General features: G+C 52.1%; 22 protein-coding genes. 16 read left to right on the forward strand and 6 right to left on the reverse strand.

Features of this window, described 5'->3' with window-relative positions; translation table 11 throughout:
• The first annotated feature begins 47 nt into the window (after positions 1-47).
• The 14 genes from ctaD (at position 48) to FPL14_RS18935 (ending at position 13,353) form a co-directional block, all read left to right on the forward strand.
• Positions 48-1,853, forward strand: a complete 1,806-nt coding sequence (gene ctaD, locus FPL14_RS18870; RefSeq protein WP_182304056.1) for a cytochrome c oxidase subunit I — start codon at positions 48-50, stop codon at positions 1,851-1,853.
• The gene (locus FPL14_RS18875; RefSeq protein ID WP_182299228.1) at positions 1,850-2,467 is read left to right on the forward strand and encodes a cytochrome (ubi)quinol oxidase subunit III; all 618 of its coding nucleotides are present in this window, start codon (positions 1,850-1,852) and stop codon (positions 2,465-2,467) included. The genes ctaD and FPL14_RS18875 overlap by 4 nt, the downstream gene beginning before the upstream one ends.
• A gap of 4 nt (positions 2,468-2,471) precedes the next feature.
• Complete coding sequence (locus FPL14_RS18880; protein ID WP_182299229.1) at positions 2,472-2,795, forward strand: cytochrome C oxidase subunit IV family protein; 324 nt, start codon at positions 2,472-2,474, stop codon at positions 2,793-2,795.
• 126 nt (positions 2,796-2,921) lie between these two features.
• A complete protein-coding gene (ctaG, locus tag FPL14_RS18885; protein WP_182299230.1) occupies positions 2,922-3,833 on the forward strand; it encodes a cytochrome c oxidase assembly factor CtaG in 912 nt (303 codons plus the stop codon).
• Positions 3,834-3,941: 108 nt separating this feature from the next.
• Positions 3,942-4,403, forward strand: a complete 462-nt coding sequence (locus tag FPL14_RS18890) for a DUF420 domain-containing protein (protein WP_182299231.1) — start codon at positions 3,942-3,944, stop codon at positions 4,401-4,403.
• Positions 4,404-4,707: 304 nt separating this feature from the next.
• Complete coding sequence (locus FPL14_RS18895; RefSeq protein WP_182299232.1) at positions 4,708-5,547, forward strand: electron transfer flavoprotein subunit beta/FixA family protein; 840 nt, start codon at positions 4,708-4,710, stop codon at positions 5,545-5,547.
• Positions 5,544-6,578 carry an electron transfer flavoprotein subunit alpha/FixB family protein gene (locus tag FPL14_RS18900; RefSeq protein WP_182299233.1) on the forward strand — a complete coding sequence of 345 codons (1,035 nt, stop codon included), beginning with the start codon at positions 5,544-5,546 and terminating at the stop codon, positions 6,576-6,578. The genes FPL14_RS18895 and FPL14_RS18900 overlap by 4 nt, the downstream gene beginning before the upstream one ends.
• Positions 6,562-7,857 (forward strand): FAD-dependent oxidoreductase, encoded by a 1,296-nt coding sequence (locus FPL14_RS18905; RefSeq protein ID WP_182299234.1) that lies wholly within the window; start codon positions 6,562-6,564, stop codon positions 7,855-7,857. The genes FPL14_RS18900 and FPL14_RS18905 overlap by 17 nt, the downstream gene beginning before the upstream one ends.
• A complete protein-coding gene (locus FPL14_RS18910; RefSeq protein ID WP_182299235.1) occupies positions 7,839-8,171 on the forward strand; it encodes a ferredoxin family protein in 333 nt (110 codons plus the stop codon). Before FPL14_RS18905 ends, FPL14_RS18910 begins: the two co-directional genes overlap by 19 nt.
• Before the next feature lie 17 nt (positions 8,172-8,188).
• Positions 8,189-8,335, forward strand: a complete 147-nt coding sequence (locus FPL14_RS18915; protein WP_182299236.1) for a hypothetical protein — start codon at positions 8,189-8,191, stop codon at positions 8,333-8,335.
• Positions 8,336-8,536: 201 nt separating this feature from the next.
• Complete coding sequence (locus tag FPL14_RS29610) at positions 8,537-9,205, forward strand: DNA-binding response regulator (RefSeq protein WP_220471170.1); 669 nt, start codon at positions 8,537-8,539, stop codon at positions 9,203-9,205.
• A 529-nt stretch (positions 9,206-9,734) separates the two neighbouring features.
• The gene (locus tag FPL14_RS18925; protein WP_182299238.1) at positions 9,735-10,904 is read left to right on the forward strand and encodes a PQQ-dependent sugar dehydrogenase; all 1,170 of its coding nucleotides are present in this window, start codon (positions 9,735-9,737) and stop codon (positions 10,902-10,904) included.
• A gap of 101 nt (positions 10,905-11,005) precedes the next feature.
• Positions 11,006-11,869: a zinc ribbon domain-containing protein gene (locus tag FPL14_RS18930; protein ID WP_182299239.1), complete on the forward strand. Its 864-nt coding sequence runs from the start codon at positions 11,006-11,008 to the stop codon at positions 11,867-11,869.
• A 38-nt stretch (positions 11,870-11,907) separates the two neighbouring features.
• Positions 11,908-13,353 (forward strand): zinc ribbon domain-containing protein, encoded by a 1,446-nt coding sequence (locus FPL14_RS18935; protein ID WP_182299240.1) that lies wholly within the window; start codon positions 11,908-11,910, stop codon positions 13,351-13,353.
• An 89-nt stretch (positions 13,354-13,442) separates the two neighbouring features.
• Here the strand turns inward: FPL14_RS18935 and FPL14_RS18940 are convergent, their stop codons facing one another.
• The 6 genes from FPL14_RS18940 to FPL14_RS18965 form a co-directional block, all read right to left on the reverse strand.
• Positions 13,443-14,276, reverse strand: a complete 834-nt coding sequence (locus tag FPL14_RS18940) for a sugar ABC transporter permease (protein ID WP_182299241.1) — start codon at positions 14,274-14,276, stop codon at positions 13,443-13,445.
• A complete protein-coding gene (locus FPL14_RS18945) occupies positions 14,273-15,580 on the reverse strand; it encodes a sugar ABC transporter permease (protein WP_182299242.1) in 1,308 nt (435 codons plus the stop codon). The genes FPL14_RS18940 and FPL14_RS18945 overlap by 4 nt, the downstream gene beginning before the upstream one ends.
• Positions 15,581-15,683: 103 nt before the next feature.
• Positions 15,684-16,997 carry a sugar ABC transporter substrate-binding protein gene (locus tag FPL14_RS18950; protein WP_182299243.1) on the reverse strand — a complete coding sequence of 438 codons (1,314 nt, stop codon included), beginning with the start codon at positions 16,995-16,997 and terminating at the stop codon, positions 15,684-15,686.
• A gap of 295 nt (positions 16,998-17,292) precedes the next feature.
• Positions 17,293-18,231, reverse strand: coding sequence for an RluA family pseudouridine synthase (locus FPL14_RS18955; protein WP_182299244.1), 939 nt, complete (start codon positions 18,229-18,231; stop codon positions 17,293-17,295).
• Positions 18,232-18,289: 58 nt separating this feature from the next.
• A complete protein-coding gene (locus FPL14_RS18960; protein WP_182299245.1) occupies positions 18,290-18,676 on the reverse strand; it encodes a hypothetical protein in 387 nt (128 codons plus the stop codon).
• Positions 18,628-19,347: a CAP domain-containing protein gene (locus FPL14_RS18965; RefSeq protein WP_182299246.1), complete on the reverse strand. Its 720-nt coding sequence runs from the start codon at positions 19,345-19,347 to the stop codon at positions 18,628-18,630. Before FPL14_RS18965 ends, FPL14_RS18960 begins: the two co-directional genes overlap by 49 nt.
• A 155-nt stretch (positions 19,348-19,502) precedes the next feature.
• Here FPL14_RS18965 and FPL14_RS18970 point away from each other — a divergent pair, with 155 nt between their 5' ends.
• Positions 19,503-20,243, forward strand: a complete 741-nt coding sequence (locus tag FPL14_RS18970) for an ABC-2 transporter permease (RefSeq protein ID WP_182299247.1) — start codon at positions 19,503-19,505, stop codon at positions 20,241-20,243.
• A gap of 28 nt (positions 20,244-20,271) precedes the next feature.
• Complete coding sequence (locus tag FPL14_RS18975) at positions 20,272-20,673, forward strand: GntR family transcriptional regulator (RefSeq protein WP_182299248.1); 402 nt, start codon at positions 20,272-20,274, stop codon at positions 20,671-20,673.

The raw sequence follows: 20,673 nt of genomic DNA on the forward strand, positions 1-20,673 counted from the left end.
TGGCAGCACATGCACATGGACACACAGTCAAGCGGTACACAGGCTTGATGGATTGGCTAACGACCGTCGACCATAAGAAGATCGGTATTCTGTACATGATTGCAGGATTGTTCTTCTTCCTGATTGGCGGCTTGGAAGCGATTATCATCCGGGTTCAATTGATGAAGCCGATGAATGATGTCGTTGCCGGAGATACGTTTAACGAATTAATTACGATGCATGGTACGACCATGATCTTCTTGGCGGCGATGCCGTTGTTGTTCGCGCTCATGAACGCGGTCATTCCGCTACAGATCGGCGCGCGCGACGTAGCGTTCCCGTTCTTGAATTCCCTAGGGTTCTGGACGTTCTTCTTCGGAGGATTGCTTTTGAACCTGAGTTGGTTCGCGGGAACGGTGCCTGACGCCGGATGGACGTCATACGTGCCGCTCGCGGGTCCGACGTTTAACTCGGGCCATGGCGTAGATTATTACGTCATAGGCTTGCAAATAGCCGGTATCGGTACGTTGCTCGGCGGTATCAACTTCATGGCGACGATCATTAACATGCGCGCGCCTGGAATGACTTTCATGAGAATGCCGATGTTTACATGGACGATCTTCATTACTTCCGCTCTGATCGTGTTCGCCTTCCCTGTACTTACGGTCGGTCTCGTTGCGATCATGTTCGACAGGCTGTTCCATGCCAACTTCTTCGAAGTAGGTAATGGAGGAAGCGGCGTACTTTGGGAGCATATCTTCTGGGTGTTCGGACATCCTGAGGTGTACATTTTGATCTTGCCTGCTTTCGGCGTTATTTCCGAAATCGTAAGTACGTTCTCCCGTAAGCGTCTGTTCGGTTACAGCTCCATGGTTTTCGCGACAGTGCTGATCGCCTTCCTTGGATTCATGGTATGGGCTCACCACATGTTCACGACGGGTCTTGGACCGGTAGCGAACGGACTGTTCTCCATCGCGACGATGTTGATAGCGGTGCCGACAGGGGTCAAAATCTTTAACTGGTTGTTCACGCTGTGGGGCGGCTCGATTCGCTTCACGACGGCTAGCTTGTTCGCCATCGGATTCATCCCGACGTTCGTTATGGGTGGAGTTACCGGCGTTATGCTCGCTTCGGCTCCGGCCGACTTCCAGTATCACGATAGCTATTTCGTAGTCGCTCACTTCCACTACGTTATCGTCGGCGGTTTGATATTCGGTATTTTCGCCGGCTTGCATTACTGGTGGCCGAAAATGTTCGGACGTATGCTGAACGAGACAATCGGTAAAATTACGTTCTGGACATTCTTCATCGGATTCCACTTGACGTTCTTTGTCCAGCATTTCCTTGGATTGCTGGGTATGCCTCGCCGGGTTTACACGTATCTTGGCGGTCAAGGCTACGACGATATGAACTACATCAGTACGATCGGCGCGTTCTTGATGGGCGTCGGTACGATCGCATTTTTGCTCAACATCTTCATCACTTGGGCTAAGCCTCGCAACGCGGCTGCCGATGCTTGGGAAGATGGCCGTACTTTGGAGTGGACGATTCCTTCGCCGCCTCCGGAGTACAACTTCCAACAAACTCCGCTCGTTCGCGGTTACGATGCATGGTGGAAGGAAAAGATGGATGGAAACAAGGCTATGACGCCGGCGGAACCAATCGGTTCGATTCATATGCCGTCTCCTTCGATCCTCCCGCTCATCATGAGCATCGGATTATTTATCGCAGGATTCGGATTTATGTATGATCGCCTTATCGTAGCAGGTGTCGGTTTAGCAATTACGTTAGGCTGCATGGTCATCCGTTCCCTTCGCGACGATCACGGTTTCCATATCGAACCGGAAGATCAGGAGAAAGGGGTGCACGCATGAGCGCACACGATCACGTAGACGGACAATTGCCGCATGAGCCGGAGAAAGCGACTTTGCAAGCCCGCAATAACATTTTGGGCTTCTGGTTATTCCTCGGCGCGGAAACCGTATTGTTCGGAACTTTGTTCTCGGCTTTCTTGGCCCTGCGCCACAATATCGGAGACGGTCCTTCGGCTAACGAACTGTTCCAGCTTCCGATGGTGTTCGCGGCGACAATGATCTTGTTGACTTCAAGCTTAACGAGCGTATTCGCCGTTCAAGCCTTGCACCAACACAAGAAGAAAGCCATGATTGGTTGGTTAATCGTAACCATCGTGCTTGGCCTTAGCTTCCTAGGGCTGGAAATTTACGAATTCTTCGAGTACGTGCATGAAGGTCATAAATTTACGACAAGCGCGTTTAGCTCCTCGTTCTATACGTTAGTCGGCTTCCACGGCGCTCACGTTGCTTTCGGGGTTGTATGGATCTCATTGGTCATCGGCCAAATCCTCAAAAAAGGTTTGACGGTCGTTACCGCGCCGAAAGTATATATTTCCGCCATTTACTGGCACTTCATCGACGTTGTTTGGGTATTCATCTTCACCGTTGTTTACTTGATGGGAAAGGTGGGCTAATCTCATGTCGAGCAATCATGACCACGCGGCTTCTTCGGAGGTAACCAAACGCCATAAGGTGGAAGGTCCTCAGAAACATATTGTCGGTTTCATTTTGTCCCTTGCGCTCACGATCATCGCGTTCGCGGCCGTAGCTGCCGGGGAGATCAATGCAACGTTCACGTACATTATTCTGGTTGGAATGGCAGTCGTCCAAGTATTCATTCAAATGGCATTCTGGATGCATATGAAGGATCGCGGACACTTGTTTCCGATCATCGGAATTATCTCGGGCGCGGTCGTCGTGTTCACTATGGTGATCATGGCTCTGTACTGGGTTTGGTGGTAAGTCGGTTAAGGCAATAAACTTAAGAGAGGCGGGCCACAATCCGTCCTCTCTTTTTTAATGAAGACAACGTTGCGCATGCCTGATCGCGGCGCGGGTTGTTGCATCTAGAAAGGGAGGTTGGCGGCAATGTGGGGATTAGAGTACTTTTCCTTCCGTGACCTATGGAGTCCGTTGTTCATGATCTTCATGATGGCGATTATCGTGTTGTATACGTTCGTCATAGGTCCATGGAGACATCGTTTTGCGGGTAGCGCTCCGGTATCCGTCTCTCGTCAGCTGGCTTTTTTGCTCGCGATCGTTCTCCTGTATTTAACGCAGGGCGGTCCGCTAAGCTTAATGGGGCATCTGATGTTTACGTTCCATATGACCAATATGGCTCTCGCTTATATTCTGGTACCTCCGTTGCTCATCTATGGAATACCGGATTGGCTTTGGAGAAGGATATTCCAAGCTCGCTTCTGGAGATGGCGCGTATTCTATATTCTCATGAACCCGGTCATCAGCATGGGCTTGTTCACCTTGCTGTTCTCGTTCTATCACATGCCGGACAATCACGACTGGATCATGACGCATTATACGGTGCACAGAATTTATTACGCGCTTCTGTTCCTTTCCGCTACCATGATGTGGTGGCATGTCTATTGTCCGATTCCGGAATGGCGACGGATGTCGCATATGCTTACGCTGCTGTATATTTTCATGAGCGGCTTGCTGCTGACACCGGCCTGCGCCATGATTATTTTCGCCAGCGGTCCCTTGTTCGGGGTGTACAACGATCCTCAAGTTTGGGTGAAGGCGATGGGGTACTGCATGACGGGCGATCCCGCGGAAGTGTTAAGCCAGGTTGGCGGTCCGGCGTTTTTCAACATGATGAGCGGCAAAGACGATCAACAGCTCGGCGGAATCGTGATGAAGCTGTTGCAGGAATTCGTTAACGCGGCCGCCCTCTATACCGTGTTCATGCAATGGTATCGCAAGGAACGCGAGCAGGATGATGAGCAACCTGCAGCGCCCGCAAGCAAACCGTTGGTAGATTAATATTTAACAATCTGTGACGGAGTGCCGAAACGTTTGAACTCGGACGTTCGGACAGTTACAATAGGTTGTAAGCTAGATGATGTTATGACGATAGAGCGGGTGAAGGTTATGTCGTGGTACGATATTTTTCCGATGGTCAGTACAAGCTTTATCCTGATCAGCGGAATTTTGGTAGCCATTGGTTGGCGGTTGATTATCAAGAAAAAAAGAGAAGCCCATGAGAAGGTCATGATTGCGGCGGCAATCGCGGCTACTCTGTTCTTCATTATCTACGTGTCCCGGACCATCTTCATCGGGAATACGATGTTTAACGGGCCGGAAAGCCTGAAGACGATCTATTTGATCTTCTTGCTGTTCCATATCGTACTCGCGACGGTAGCTGCCGTATTCGGAATAACGACGCTTACGCTGGCCTTTAAGAAGAGTTTTGCCAAACACCGCAAATGGGGTAAGGTTACCGCGATGATCTGGTTTGCCACCGTTATTACGGGCGTAACCGTATACGTTCTCTTGTATATTTGTTACCCGGGCGGACATACGAAACCGGTTATCGATGCGATATTCGGATAAGAAATAGCGTAAAAGAGAGTCCATGGACGTTCGCGTCCATGGGCTTTTTTTCATGCGGTCAAGCGTACACGAATTTGCGCTGAGCCCAATAGCCGAAACGATAGGCCATCATTAAGAGATACAATCACTATTACGACTAGAAAGGTTGAAAAACAGATGAGGGACAGTTGAGCGTTTGCTGAAAATTTCCGTTAAAGGTGGATGAATCATGGACAAACCCAGTCATGATATTCCCGCTCTTCTAATATAGATAAGATTGAACGGTTGAACCTGTCATTCGGGAAGAGCGGAAAGGGTGAGGAACATGCTGCATATCGTTGCCTGCATTAAGCAGGTGCCGGATACGAAGATCATCAAGATGAATCCCAAGACCAATACGATGGATCGTTCGAGCGCCCCGGCGATCTTGAATCCTTACGACTCGCACGCGGTGGAGGAGGCGGTTCGCTTAAGAGCGCGTTACGGCGGCGTTGTCTCCGTGTTGACGATGGGTCCTCCTCCCGCGGTTAAGGCGATCCGCAAATGTATCGAGATCGGAGCGGACGAAGGTTATATGATCACGGATAGGGCATTCGCGGGAGCCGATACGCTTGCCACCAGCTACGCCTTGACGAAAGCGTTGGAGAAAATCGCATCGGAAATCCGCCCTATCGATCTGATCATTTGCGGCAAAATGACGATCGACGGAGATACTGGCCAAGTCGGACCCGGAATCGCCCGCAGATTGGATATGCCGCCGCTGACGTCGGTCAACAAAGTCGTGGAGGTCAACCAAGAGGAAGGCTACGCGATCGTGCACAGGAAGCTGGAAGACGGATACGAGGTTATTCGGTCGACGTTGCCTTGCTTATTCTCGGTAGAGAAGGACATTAACGAGGTTCCTTACTCCACGCTTCCGAATATGCTGCGTGCCGCCCGCTACAAGCCGAATATATGGGCGGTCAGCGATCTCAAGGAGATTGATAAGACGCAGCTTGGATTAAAGGGTTCGCCGACGATCGTTAGCTCGGTATGGGCGCCGCAGAAGCCTCAAGGCGGGAAGTTGCTGGAGGGCGAGCCTGAAGCGCAAATCCGGCAGCTGCTAGATATCTTGTTAGCCCGCAAGGAACTCTTCGAGGCAGGGGCAGGAGGTGGAGCAGATTGAATTTCGAAGATTATCGCGGAGTATGGGTGTTCATCGAGGAGAAGGACGGTGCCGTCGCCAAGGTATCCTTGGAGTTGTTGGGCGCGGGGCGGCAGCTTGCGGATAAGCGTAAAACGGAACTGGCCGGCGTGCTGATCGGAGACAACATTCAAGAGCTTGCGCAAACCGCGTTCGAATATGGAGCCGATAGAGTCTACGTGTACGATGCCCCGATTTACCGGTTCTATCGGACGGAGACTTATATGAGAGCGATGCTTGCTTGCGTGGAAAAGCATAAACCGGAAATTCTTCTGTACGGCGCGACATCGACGGGGAAAGACCTGGCGAGCGCGGTGGCGACGGACTTGCCGACGGGCTTAACGGCCGACACGACGCAACTGGACGTGGAGGAAGATACGGGACTTCTGCTGGCCAGTCGACCGGCATTCGGCGGGAATATCATGGCTACGATTCTGTGCAAGAAATATCGCCCGCAGATGGCTACCGTCCGCCCTAAGGTTATGAAAGCGCTGCCCCGCAATCCTAAAGCTTCCGGCGTTATCATAGACGAGCGCATTCCGATAACGGAAGAGGATATCCGCACCAAGGTGCTCGAGATCGTCCGTTCAACGACCCAGCACGTACGAATCGACGAAGCGGATATTATCGTAGCGGGAGGCAAAGGACTGGGAGGGCCCGCAGGATTTGAAGTCGTTCATCGGTTAGCGGAGACGCTGGGAGCCGCGGTCGGAGCTAGCCGGGATGTCGTCGAAGCGGGCTGGATCGGGCACCATCATCAGGTCGGGCAGACCGGAGTGACGGTTACTCCGAAAATCTATTTTGCGATCGGGATTTCCGGGGCAATTCAGCACATCGTAGGCATGCAAAATTCCGGATTAATTATCGCCATCAACAAAGATCCGGCCGCTCCGATTTTCCAATCCTCCCATTATGGAATCGTAGGGGATGCGCTTACGATCGTACCGATGCTTACGGAAGCTTTCAAAACCGCGCTAGGAAGAAAGGAAGAGGCCGATGCCGGAAAAGTTTGACGTCATCGTAGTCGGAGCCGGACCTGCCGGAATCGCTTGCGCATACGAGCTAGCCAAGGCGGGCGTGAACGTGCTGCTAATCGAGAGAGGAGAGTACCCAGGCTCCAAGAACGTCATGGGAGGCGTACTCTACCGCAAAATGATGGAGGAAATCGTGCCGGACTTCCACAAGGAAGCGCCGCTGGAACGTCCGATCGTGGAACAAAGGTTTATGATGATGGATAAATCGTCGGCCGTGACGTTCTCTTACAAGGGGATGGAGTGGGCTTCGGAACCTTTTAATAACTTCACCGTATTGCGCGCCAAGTTCGATCAGTGGTTCGCTTCCAAGGCGGTGGAAAAAGGGGCATTGCTTCTTAACGAAACGGTCGTGTTGGAATGCATCGTGGAAGACGGCAAAATAGTCGGCGTGCGCACGGATCGCCCGGACGGCGAGCTGCGCGCGGATGTTGTCGTGCTGGCGGACGGCGTCAATTCATTGCTAGCCAAATCGCTCGGCTTTCACAAGGAGTTCCGCCCGGACGAAGTCGCATTGGCGACGATGGAAGTTCTTAAGCTCGACAAGAAGATCATCGAGGATCGCTTTAATCTGGAAGAGGGTCAAGGCTGTACGATCGAGCTGTTCGGAGACGCGACGAAGGGCATACTCGGAACAGGGTTTCTGTACACGAACAAAGATACGCTCAGCATCGGCGTCGGCACGTTGCTTTCGGGTCTGATCAAGCATAAGATAAAGCCTTACGAGTTGATGGAATACGTGAAAACGCATCCGATGATCCGACCCTACATTCATAGCGCCGAACCTCAGGAGTATTTAGCGCATTTGATTCCCGAAGGCGGCTATCATTCCATGCCTAAGGTAGTCGCGGCGGGAGTGCTCGTGGTCGGGGATGCGGCGCAGCTCGTCAACGCGATTCACCGCGAAGGCTCGAACATGGCGATGACTTCCGGCCGATTGGCGGCGGAGACGATCATTGCCGCGATGTCGCGCGGGGATTTCTCCGAGCCGTCGCTGGACGAATACCGGAAGAAGCTAATGGGGAGCTTCGTGGGCCAGGATTTGAAGAAGTACAAGGACGCGACGCATCATTTCGACAAGTTCCCGCAATATTTCGAGCAGTACATCCCGATGGTAAATCGCGCGGCCAGCCAAATGTTGACCGTGGATGGTGCCTCTAAGCGGGAGAAACAAAAGAAAATATGGCGCGACATCGGTCCGGCGAAGGAGAAATTCAAGATTGCCCGCGACCTCTTCCGGGCATGGAAGGTGATGAAGTAATGAGCGATCCGCAACCGTCCGCCGCTAACGCCAAGGCGGCAAGCATCGAGGAGAAGCAATATTTGCTCAGGTTCAACGCCGATACGCAATCCCACTTGCACGTCATGGATACGGAGGTGTGCATGTCGAGCTGCCCGGACAAGATTTGCACGATATTTTGCCCGGCCGAAGTGTACAAATGGGAGGAAGTACGCATGCATGTCGGCTATGAAGGCTGCCATGAGTGCGGGAGCTGCCGGATCGGCTGCCCGCACCAGAACATCAAATGGGTATATCCTAAGGGCGGGCATGGAATCGTCTTTCGACTCGGGTGACAGGGGTGGGACGCAAGATGAAAGTTGGCGATAAGGTCGTTTACGTTCAGGATGGCACGAAAGGAATCATCATCGAAGTTCACGACAACCTGTACCATATCATTTGGGAGGACCACTTCAGCAGCTGGGAATACGGCGAGCGGTTGATTATTCAGGAGGGGTGAGTTTCGCGCGACGCGTACTTCTCTATTCGAGGTTTGCTCCAATTTCTAGGCCGTTTCTGCAAAAGTTCGTGACAATCCGCATAGGTTGCATTATTTTATAAGTAATAAATCTATTCGGCGAGTGAAGCACACCGCGTTTATCCCTATGTGGGAGGCGCGGTGTTTTTGTTGCTTTGTAATCGTCGCGGGGAGCGAGAGGAAATGTTCGAGAAACATCATGAGCTGTGGATGGTTAGTCAGCGCAAAGCGCGAAGAGGGGAGTCGCTCCGTAGGCTGAACGAAGGCCACGCATTCGTGGAAAAACGATTCCTTGAAGAGGTCTGGTGGCCAGCTATAGGAAATTTCGAGTTTCTTTATGCTGAGTATGAGGTGCCTAATACTCGCAATAGTTCATACTATCTCGATTTTGCTTATATTCGCTCTCCCTATCGTATCGATTTCGAGGTGGATGATTTCAGCTCCCATGCGAAGAATATCACCCGGCGCGGTTTCGACTACGAATTGGACAGACATAATCAACTTATGCATGACGACTGGCGTATCTATCGTTACTCGTTGGACGCTATTAAAGAGCGTCCGCTTCAGTGCCGGCAATCGTTGCTGCAAATAATGGGAAAGTTGTATAGCGGTATTTATCAGGAATCTCCCAAACTCACGCTTAAGCAAAGAGAGATTATGAGGTTGGCGAATCGATCGGAAAGGTCGTTCACTCCGGAGGAAGCTTGCAGTCAGCTGGGACTTGGTAATCGGCATATTAGAAATCTGCTGCACGAATTGGTGAGTTTAGGCTTGCTGGAGGTTGCAGCGGGCTCAATTCGTGCTCGAAGTTACCGGGCAACTCCTCGCGGCAAGACTATTTTTCTCGGATAACGGCACGGGGTGCCGTTAATGCGGAAGAGTGGCCGCCGGGGCGGCGAATAACGGCACGGGGTGCCGTTAATGCGGGAGAATGGCCGCCGGGGCGGCAAATAACGGCACGGGGTGCCGTTAATGCGGAAGAATGGCCGCCGGGGAGGCGAATAACGGCACGGGGTGCCGTTAATGTGGGAGAATGGTCGCCGGGGGAGGCGAATAACGGCACGGGTGCCGTTAATGCGGGAGAATGGCCGCCTGGGGCGGCAAATAACGGCACGGGGTGCCGTTAATGCGGAAGAATGGCCGCCGGGGAGGCGAATAACGGCACGGGGTGCCGTTAATGCGGGAGAATGGCCGCCGGGGCGGCGAATAACGGCACGGGGTGCCGTTAATGCGGGAGAATGGCCGCCGGGGCGGCAAATAACGGCACGGGGTGCCGCTATGCCCGGCAAGCCCCACCCCAGCCTCTCCCAAACTAGGACGCTGGATTCTTGTGCTCCCGTCCGAGGTGTGCGATGCTTGGTTAAAGGGAGGGCTGGCCGAGATGAAACGATTCGGATTGTCGTTAGCGAGCGCTTTATTGATCCTTAGTCTCGCCACCGCGTGCTGGGGAGCGGACGAGCCCGAGGCACAGGAAGCCGCGTCCGGCAAGGAAGCGGGAGGCATCATTTCGCTGGACGGTATTTTCGGGACGGAGCGGTTCGACAAGCCGATCGGGCTGGAGAATCGGGCGGGATATTCCGATCTCGTCTACATCGTTGAACAGCCGGGCCGGATCGTGAGCAAAGACCTGAAGCAGCCGGCGGCGAAGCCGGAAGTCGTGCTCGATATTGCGGACCGCGTCTACGATGTAGAAGGCGAACAGGGACTGCTAGGATTGGCTTTCCATCCGAAACATCCGAACCAGGCTTACGTGAACTACACGACCGAGACGCACACGGTTATCGCGCGATATGATACTCTGCCGGCTAACGATAGACTGCTAGATCCCGCGAGCGAACGGATTCTGCTCACTTTCGAGCAGCCTTTTGCCAATCATAACGGGGGACAGCTCGGCTTCGGGCCGGACGGTTACTTATACATCGCGACGGGAGACGGCGGCAGCGGCGGAGATCCGCTCAATAATAGCCAGAATCTCGATAGCCTGCTCGGCAAGATCCTCCGCATCGACGTAGACGGCCATTCGGAAGAACGGGCTTACGCGATTCCGGCAGACAATCCGTTCCTGGACAACGGGAAACCGGAAATCTATGCCTACGGACTGCGCAATCCATGGCGGTTCAGCTTCGACGAGGAGACGGGCAAGCTGTGGGTAGCCGACGTCGGACAAAGCCGCTACGAGGAAATCAACCTTGTCGAAAAGGGCAAAAACTACGGTTGGCGGATCCAAGAGGGAACGGAATGCTACAATCCGGAGAACGGGTGCGAGCAACAGGGGTTGGAGCTCCCCATATTTACTTACGGGCGCGATCAAGGGGTATCCGTGACAGGGGGATACGTGTATCGGGGCGATCGGATTCCGGAACTCGTCGGCTGGTACGTTTATGCCGATTACGGTTCGGGGTTAGTGTGGGCATTGCGATTGGACGCTAGCGGAAAAGTCGAAAATCGATTGTTGCTGGAGACGGAGACGAACATTACGTCGTTCGGCGAAGACGGTGAGGGCGAGCTCTATATATGCACACAAGAAGGGGAAGTTTTAGCAATATTTTAGGGTGTTAAGGATGGACGCGGTACTTCTTTCCTACTATAATACTTATGATTACTAGGAAATAATTCCTATATTATAACAATTATTCGGAGGATGAGAAGTGCATGCAATGTACCCAATGCGGCCAGTTAAATCAGTCAGCTAAGTTTTGCGTGAAATGCGGTACCAAGCTGCCGGTAGCGGCTACGGAGGTAGCGGCGACGTCGGAAGCGGTAAACTACGACCATCGCGCGCCTGCCGACCCGATCGCTGCTTCCCAGCAGCCTGCAAGCCAACAGTCATATCAGCCCAATACATACGCTAACCAGCCGGTTGCGCCAAGTCAACCCAATCCGCAGCTTCAGCAGGCCAAGCAAATCAGCAAGCAATACTTTTCGTATTTTTTAGAGGTGCTGAAGAGCCCCGTCAAGAGCGGCCAAGCTTCGAATGCGGGCCATATGGTTAACGGTCTGATTACGATCATACTGTTCTCGCTTATTTTACCGTTAATTGCTTATTTCCAAATCAGGGAAAGCGTAAAGCGCTTCGGCGGATTTATGGGCGATGATCTCGACGTTCCGTTCGGGGCCGTCGTCATCAAACCGTTTGTATTCCTCATCTTGGTCGTTATGATGGTCAATTCGATTATTTTCCTAGTTCTGAAAATGGGCAACGTAGTCATTAACTATCGTGAAGTAACGGCTAGATTCGGAACGTTCATGATCCCTTCGGTTACGTTCTTCTTCATCGGATTGCTGTTTACCTTGATGGGCATGGATTCCGAAATTCTGGCATGGGTTATCGGCGCCGGAATGTTCTCTTGGTTCGTGGCCATTTGTTTTACGATCTACAGCTTCAAGAGAGACCACACGAGCGGATTGGATGCTTTCTATGGCGTCATTATTACTTACGCGGGCTCGATTCTCTTACTCTATCTTTTCGGAGACAACGTTCTTGCTAGTCTTCTGAGAGGACTAAACGATATCTAATAACGTATCGGCGATACGGAAAACAGGTGATAGTCATCGTGCAGATCCATTATTGCAAAGAGTGCGGAACGAGGATGGAAGGCGAACACTCCTACTGCCCGGAGTGCGGTACGCCAGTCGTATCCGATGCTGCTTCGCGCAACGTTCCCGACCAGTCGACGGCATCTCCTGTCGTTCGGAAACCAAAGGCAGCATTCTCGCTGTCGCTGAAAGCGAAAATCGCGATCGCCGGCGGAATCGTCGTCGTGTTGCTGCTCGTCGGAGCTTATTTTCTGGGCAAATATTTGACGGACGAACAACGGTTGCTCGACCGTTTCGAACACGCGATAGACAAGGGCGAGTCGGACAAGCTATTCGAGCTGTTATCTTCATCGAACGAGGACGTTCGTCTCGATCAGAAGGCTGCCGACGGCATCGTAAACTATTTGAAATCGAATAAGCAATCGTTCGATACGCTTATGGAACAGTTGAATGCCGAAGCCGATCGATTGAAGTCGGGCGATACGGAGTCCCTTCAGGATAGCGATAAGGCGTTCATCTATTTGAACAAGAAAGAGAAGAAGCGCTGGCTGCTCTATACCGATTATGAATTAAAAGTGAAACGCTATATGGTCCCGGTGCAAACGAACTTCGAAGGCGCCAAAATCTTGGTCGACGGCAAGGAAACGGCAACCGCGGGCGGGGAAGGTTCCATCGTCGAGTTGGGCCCGTTCCTTCCGGGAGAGTACGAGATCAAGGCGGTCTACAATGGGGAATACACGACGTTGGAGAGTAAGGAATCGATCCCTCTCTATCCGCTTGCAGGAGATGTGGACGCCGTCGAGCTAGCGCTCGAAGGGGATTACGTAGAGGTCAGTTCCAATAACAGCTTCGCCCGTATTTTCATCAATGGCAAAGATATCGACTTAGTCGTAGGAGATGGCCAGCGAATCGGTCCGATCGCCTTCGACGGCTCCAACCGAATGTTCTTGGAAGTCGAATATCCGTGGGGCAAAATGAAGAGCGAAGAGTTGCCCGTAGACAACGAACGGTTGGAATTCTCGATTTCCGGTTTCGACGACTCGGTAAAAGACGACATCATGAACTCGACCTATGACTTTATTGCGAGCTGGATGCAGTCCTTCCGGGAAAAGGCTAACGTGCTCCGGCATGCCCACCCCGACCGGAATGGCGATATCGAACAATATGTTGCCGACATGGAGAGGAACAACGAAGCTTATATCGGCAATCTGCATCGGGTAGCATTCGATCTGGATAGCTTTAGATTTAACCAGTACAGCGAACGGGAATACGTGATTTACGTTAAAGTTCAGCTCGATTACGACGAAGTGTTCTACTTCCCCGAGTATGACACCGATCCCGTTCCCGTGGCGGGAACCAACTATACGGAGTATCAGTTGGAATACGCGGACGGGCAATGGCTAGTGTCGGGCTGGTCGCCTTCCTATGACGTAGGAACGGATAACACGAAAGTTTTCGAATAAGCTTGAAAGCGACAAAGCCGCCCTCCTGGAACAACGGTTCCAGATAAGGGCGGCTTTGTCGCTTGCGACCAATCTTTTGGCGATGGTCGTTAACCTTTGTTAGCTCCGGCGGTTAATCCGTCTACGAGGTACCGTTGCAGGAACAGGAACAGTAGAGTGACCGGCAAGGCAACGAGCACGGCGCCGGCGGCGAACATCGTGAATTCGGTCGAGTTTCGCTGGCTGACCATTTTATACAAGCCTACGGCCAAGGTGCGTTGCTCTTCCGTACGCAGAATCAGATCCGCGAAGATGAAGTCGATGAAAGCGCCGTTAAAGATCATCAAGCTCGCATAAGTCAGCATTGGCGTGGATAAGGGGACAATGACCGTCGTAAATACCTTGAAATGGCTGGCTCCGTCTATTCTCGCCGCGTCCTCCAAGCTTCTGGGGATCGTATCGAAGAACCCTTTGGCAACGAATACGTTCGCGATGATGGAACCCGAGCTGTATACGAGAATGAGCGCCCAATGCGTGTTCAACAGGCTCATCGCGTTCAGCAGCACGAAGATGGCGATCATGGCCATAAATCCGGGGAACATTTGCAGCACGAGCATGACCTTTAGCGACGTTTTCCTCCCCTTGAAGCGGAAACGCGAAATCGCGTAGGAGGAAATCAACAGCAGGAACGTACCGAATATCGTAGATAATACCGCGACCTTAAGCGTGTTCATAAACCAGATCGGATATTTGGTTTTATTGAAGAGATCCAAGTAATGCCCGAACGTGAATTCCCGGGGAATAAACGTATCGCTGTATAGGCTGTTTCCGGTTTTTAACGAGCTTAGGACGATCCACATCGCAGGGAACAGGCTTATAAAAGTCAATCCGACCAAGATGATATAACTAAGGGCAAGCTTCACATTGCCATCGGAAGATTTCATTGGATCATATCCTCCTCTCTGTAGGAACGAGTCCGTGTATAACTCCAGATCGAGATAGAGGCTACGATAAGGAAAATGACGATACCGATTACGGATGCGAAGCTGAACTGGGATTGGTTCAAGGCAAGCTTGTAAAGCCAGGTCACGAGCAAATCCGTATGGCCGGCGAACTGATAATTCAGATTGACGGGTTCGCCGTTAGTCAGTAGATAGATGACGTTGAAGTTGTTAATGTTGCCCGCGAAATTCATGATCAATATCGGCGAGGTAGAAAACAGAACCATCGGCATCGTGATTAAACGGAACTTCTGACTAGAACCGGCGCCGTCCACTTCGGCGGCTTCGTACAGGTCGCGCGGAATCGTCGTTAATACCCCGAACGCAAGAATCATGACGATCGGAATGCCGATCCACATATTGACGAGGATAACGGTGACCTTGGCCCAGAACGGATCGGTGAGCCACGGCAACCCTTTTAAGCCGAAATATTGAAGATAACCGTTGACCGGACCGAACTGGTTGTTGAACATGTTGCGCATGACGAGCAAAGAGATCATATTCGGGATCGCAAAAGGGACGATCAGAGCGGTCCGCCAAAACTTCTTGAACCGTACGCGCGGCTGATGAATGAGCACGGCAACCAATATGCCGCCGACATAGGTCGTAGCGGTCGCAACGATAGCCCAAATAATCGTCCATTTCAGAATGCCTCCGAACGTGCTGCTCCAAACTTTCAGATTCAGCATTTTGGAGAAGTTATCGAATCCTACCCAATCGACGAGATTCGCCGGGGGCAGTATAGGATCGGCGAAGTTAGTGAAAGCAAGCGCTATCGAGAAAACGAGCGGAAGAACGGTCAAAAACGTGATGACGATAAAAGGCGGAATAAGGACGAGATAAGCGAAGTGCTTGTCGCCCAGAGCCGACAGCGACTTCCGGAAGGGAGCGGGAGTTTTGCCTTCGTCGCGCATACGGCCGACGAGATAAGCGTCCCGAATGTTGAGTACGTAAAAACTAAGGAAAAACAAAACGGCAACGAGGGCGATGAGTCCTTTAATCAATAAAAAGATGGAGTGGTCCCCTTCGACCATCTTCATCATTTTGCCGACTTTGACGAATCCGCTCGGTTGATCCCCTAGCGTAATAAGTCCTTTTAAATGATCGAACAGCTGGAACACCGAAAAATAGATACCGGCGAGCGCGGCGGCCAGGAATACGATCCCTTTGCCCCATTGTCGATTATAGAGTTGTCCGAGCCCCATCAGCACAAAGGAGAGGAACGCGCCAATCGTCTTGCTCTGCATGCTATGAACGACCTCTTTCCTTTAACGAAATACCTGTCTTCATCCTCCGTGCTCAAGGATGAAGACAGGCTCGGTTGAAGATATATCCCTGCTCTAATAGGGCTTATCTGGCTGCTAATCCATCCTGGATCGTTTGTACCATCTTATCCAAGCTGGTTTTGATATCGAGCTTCGGATCGTCCCACAAGGAGATGAAGGTTGCTTTCAAAGCTTCCCAAGCCAAGTCCGTTCCCGGAACGGAGGACATCGGATGAGAGTTGGCGAACTGCTGGAAGAATCCGCTGACGAACGGATCGTCTTTGATTTTCGGATCTTCGCCGGCTTCCTTGTTGGCCGGGATGGCTCCGGTCATTTCGAAGTTTTTCAGCTGATTTTCCTTGCTGCTGGCGAAATGGGCGAACATACGGGCAGCTACCGGATAGCTGGTATAAGCATTGACGTAATAGGATTTCACGCCCGAGAAGGAAATCGAATCTTTGCCGTTCGGGAATTTCGGCAACGGGGCGACCCCGAAGTTGACGCTGTCTTTGAACGCGGCTACGGACCAAGGACCGTCTACGTTCAGCGCGAGCTTGCCTTCTTTGAACAGCTGCGTCTTGACGTCGTAGGAAATATCTCCGGCATTCATAGGTAAGATTTTCTTAAGCGATCTTAGGAACTCGAAGCCTTGAACGGTATCGCCTTTGTTGAGCCCGATATCGTTCGCGTTCGTGTTGTTGTCTCCGAACATGTATCCGCCGTAGCTGGCGATGAACGGATAGGAGTAATACCCGACGAACTCCCACATGATCGTATATTTCTTTTGCGCGGGGTCGTTGAACGTTTCCGCGAACTTGATGATTTCGTCCCAAGTTTTAGGCGGTTCCGGGAACAGGTCTTTATTGTAGAAAAGGGCGTACGTTTCTACCGATTTCGGATAGCCGTACAGAACCCCGCCCTGGGAGGAAGCGGTAACTGCCGTTTCTACGTTGTCGTTGCGCGTTTCTTCCTCGTAAACATCGTTTGGCAGCAATAGTCCGGCTTTGACCGCCAAGCCGATCTGATCATGCGGCAAAGTCAGGATGTCCGCCGCCGTCTTGGAAGGTCCATCGGTCGACAAGCGCGAGCCTTGGTCGCCGCCGGCTACTTGCTCTACGGTGACGGGCACTCCGTATTGTTTCTCGAACTCCGCGCCGACCGCTTTCATGTACTCCACTTGTTCCTGAGCTTCCCATACGACGAGCTTGGCTCCGGCTTCCGGAACTAGCTCCTCTTCCTCGGCAGCTTGGCTTGCCGTTTCCGAAGCAGCCGATTCCGTAGACGCGGCACCGCTTGACGGAGCGTTGCTAGCTCCGTTTCCGTTGCTTTTGCCGCAAGCCGCGATTGCTAATACGAGAGACAGACTGAGAAGCAATGTACCCCACTTTTTAACGACCATTCGTTAACCACCCTTTCGTTTCTTGTCTTTGCGTAATCTCGAAAAAAACCCAACAACAAAAAGAGGCACAACCGCATCGCACACATCATGTGCCGAGGTTGTACCCCTAAAGGTAACATCGCCTTCATATTGTCATTGAGTATCTAAATCATACGACAGTCGTAAAAGCGTTTGCAATCTGGGAATTAAGCCATAAATCACTGTTTTTAAGTATTTTTCTAGTGTTATCTGGATATCCCTTGAATTTAATGGCGTTTACTCTCGATTTTATAGAAAGGGAACCGGTTTCCTTGTGTTACCTCGGTTCTTCTTTGAATTGGCTAAGAAAAGATTTCGGAACGTCCGTCTCGAACCGGACAAGCTTACCGGTGACGGGATGCTCGAAGGCGAGCACGCGGGCATGAAGGCCTAAGCGCGAGAAGGGCTTCGTCTTCGCGCCGTACTTCTTATCGCTTGCGATCGGATGGCCGAGATCTTGCATATGCACGCGGATTTGATTTTTGCGGCCCGTCTCGAGGCGAACCTCCAGCAAGGAATAGTTGCGGCTAGCCCTAATGACTTTATAATGCGTTACCGCATGCTGTCCGTCGTTCGGAGTGAAGCTGGAGTACATTTTCAGCGTCGACGTTTCCCTGAGCCAAGACGTAATGGTGCCTTGGGTTTTCTTGACCATTCCTTCGACCAGCGCTACGTACGTGCGTTCCTTCACGAGTTCTTTCCATCCGTTCTGCATCTTCTGCTGGATGCTCTCGCTCTTGGCGAACATCATGACGCCGGAGGTTTCCCGATCCAGACGGTGCAAGACGAAGATCCGATTGCGGGGATCGGCAAGCCGGACATGCGCGGTTAGCTGCCGATAAGCGGTTAGCTCGGTTTCCTGCTCCGTCGCGATCGACAGCATTCCGGCGTCCTTATTAATGACGATTATCGCGTCATCCTCGAATAAAATTTTAAGCCCGACAAGGGGCGGCGCGACCGTCGTGCGATCTTTGCGCACGGTAACCACTTGTCCCGGCCGCAGAGGATGGTTATAGAGCTTTTCTACCCGGTCGTCGACCGATACTTGACCATGGGCAAGCAACGATTTGACCGAGTTTCGTCCTTGCGGAGCAAGCTTGTCCAGAAGGAAGAGCAGAAGCTCGGTTTGCTCGGTCACCTTGAGTTGTTTCGGAGGCGTTTGACTCCGGTTAAAAGCCCCGCCGGAGGAGCGGGGCGCTTTGCTTCTATTTTTCATAGGGAATCTATCTTTCCTTTCGCGAATCGCGCGCTTCGTGTGGTGGTTCAATTATACCCTATTTCGTTACGCTCATGAAATCTACCGTATAAGAAAGAGTGACGTTCAAGCCTTTTTTGGATTGAAGTCCGGTAATGGTCACCGAGAAACGATCCCCTGCTTTGTACTCGTCGATGCCGTTCGGTCGGAAAATGATCGCGGCTCCCGAGCCGAAGGGGCTGGATTCCACGTTGAAGTACGCTCCTTGCTCGGTTACTTTGTCGTTTTTGTAGTTCAATTTCCATACTCGGTTATCCCTTAATCTCTTAAGCGTCAGCTTAATGTTTTTTTTCGCCGGATTTTTGAATTTATCCATGTTGAGGCTGACTGACCAGGCATAGCGGGGACCGAACACCTCTATCGGAAACGATCCTTGAGCGGGATAGGCGATGAAGTTATTATCCACGGCCTTGGATCTACTCTGATCGAAGACTTGCAGGGCGGAATAAAACCATTCATCCTCGCCCTGGGCCAATCCGAGGCGACCTTCTTAAGCGCTGGGTTAAGAATCCACCTGCGGTGTCCGAGTCTGTCAAGATTGTTCGTATCGGAGTCTTCCATATAGGCGTCGATCGACCGGACGACGATATGATCGTCATATCCGTAGGAGGCATAGATATTGGCGCTGGAAGTGGACTTATAGCCTTTGGCGTAAAAGTCTTTCGGCATATCGTCGGGTTTCGCCGGCGTGTGGCTGAACTCGCCTTCCGCAGCAAGCAATACGGAGCCGTATTGGGCTAGGACGTTCAGATCGCCCGCGGAAGTCACGTCGTAAGGAAGACCGCTGATGAAGCGATAGAAGTTCACGGCATTAACGCCGTCTTGAATATACTGCGCGTCCAGACTGCCCGGCGAGTAAGGAGCGGCAACGGACGGCTCGGTTACGAAGGGCTCGCGATCGGCTTCGGACGGAACCATGAGCTTGTTCCACTGGGCCAAGATGTCCTTGTCCGTGCGGGTCGGCAGTCCGCTCTTCGTAATGGAAGCCGCGGCGAACGCTTGCCCCGGATGAGCCGGCAGGACAAGGGCAAGCAGAAGAGCCAGAGTCAGGGAGATAGAGCTAAGCTTTCGTTTCATGATGTCATCTCGCTTTCATAGAGGCTTGTACTTCACCCTAAAGAAATTCGCCGCAAAACAAATTTTTCCTTTCCGCTTGACGAAGATAGAATGACCTTGTATAGTGTGTATATGGATATACACACATAAACACTGTGCGCAGGAGGATAACCCCGATGAACGAGCGGCAAGGAGTTAAACACATTGGTTCCTACATATGGAGAAGGGATCGGCTAGGCATTCTGTTCACTCTGCTGTTCGCCGTTTACATGGGAGCGGTGATAGGTCCGAACATGAACGCGGTATGGGACGCGGACATGGACGGAGAAGCCGTGACTCCGTTCCTTAAGGGCATAACCGATTGGTTATACTTGACGATGTTCCCGGTATACGGAATGGTCATGAACAAATCGGCGATGGGAATGTGGAGGGACGACCACTACTCGAAGAGGCTTGCCCATTGGCGAACGATGCCCATCCCGCTAGCCTCCATCGTGCAGGGAAGATATTTGCAGATGGCTCTTACTTTGCCGGTGATCGGAACGGTATTCCTGTTTCTCCAGTACTTGATCGCCTCGGGTCTAAGAGAAGCGGTAACGCCGGTACAGTGGGTGGAGAACGGGATCGTATGGATGTGTTATTCTTTCGCCGCCAATGCTTTGTATATTTGGTTCGAGCTAGGGTTCAGCGGCAGAAAATACGTTCAGTTTTACATGGGGTACATGATACTGATGGCGGTTATCGTAACGATCTTTACTTGGCAGGGCATTCACTTGTTCCAAGAGGCTATAGGGGTTATCGACAAGGGATACGGCTTGATTCTGATCGCGGTCGCGGCGATCGCGGCGATCGTTGCCACACGGATCGGTTATAGGGCGACGATCAATCGGATAAAAGAGAGATCAATGACGTTCTAGTCCAATAAGGTGGAAGTGAGGTGAGCTTGTGTGGCTGCCGATACGCATAGATGAACAACGTCCCGAACCGCTCTACCATCAAATTGAGGTGCAGCTTCGCGGGCTCATACTCGGCGGGCAGTTGGCGGAAGGAACGCTTCTTCCCTCCATACGGGAACTAGCGGTTTCGTTGAAGTGCAGCGCGATTACCGTCCGAAGAGTGTATCAGGATTTGGAGAACGAGGGTTTGATCCGGACGAGGCAAGGAACGGGAACTTTCGTCGCGGGAGTAGGCTCCGTCGTACGGGACGAGCATCGGCTGGAACGCGCGAGCGAAGAGCTCGAACGCGCGGTGGAAGCGGGGCTCCAGCTCAACTGCAAGCTTGAAGAGCTGGAAAACGCGTTTCAACGGATCATTCATAGAAAACGCGCAGAAGGCAAGGGGGGATAA

Origin of the sequence: Cohnella cholangitidis, from assembly GCF_014107495.1 — a bacterium.
Lineage (GTDB): Bacteria > Bacillota > Bacilli > Paenibacillales > Paenibacillaceae > Cohnella > Cohnella cholangitidis.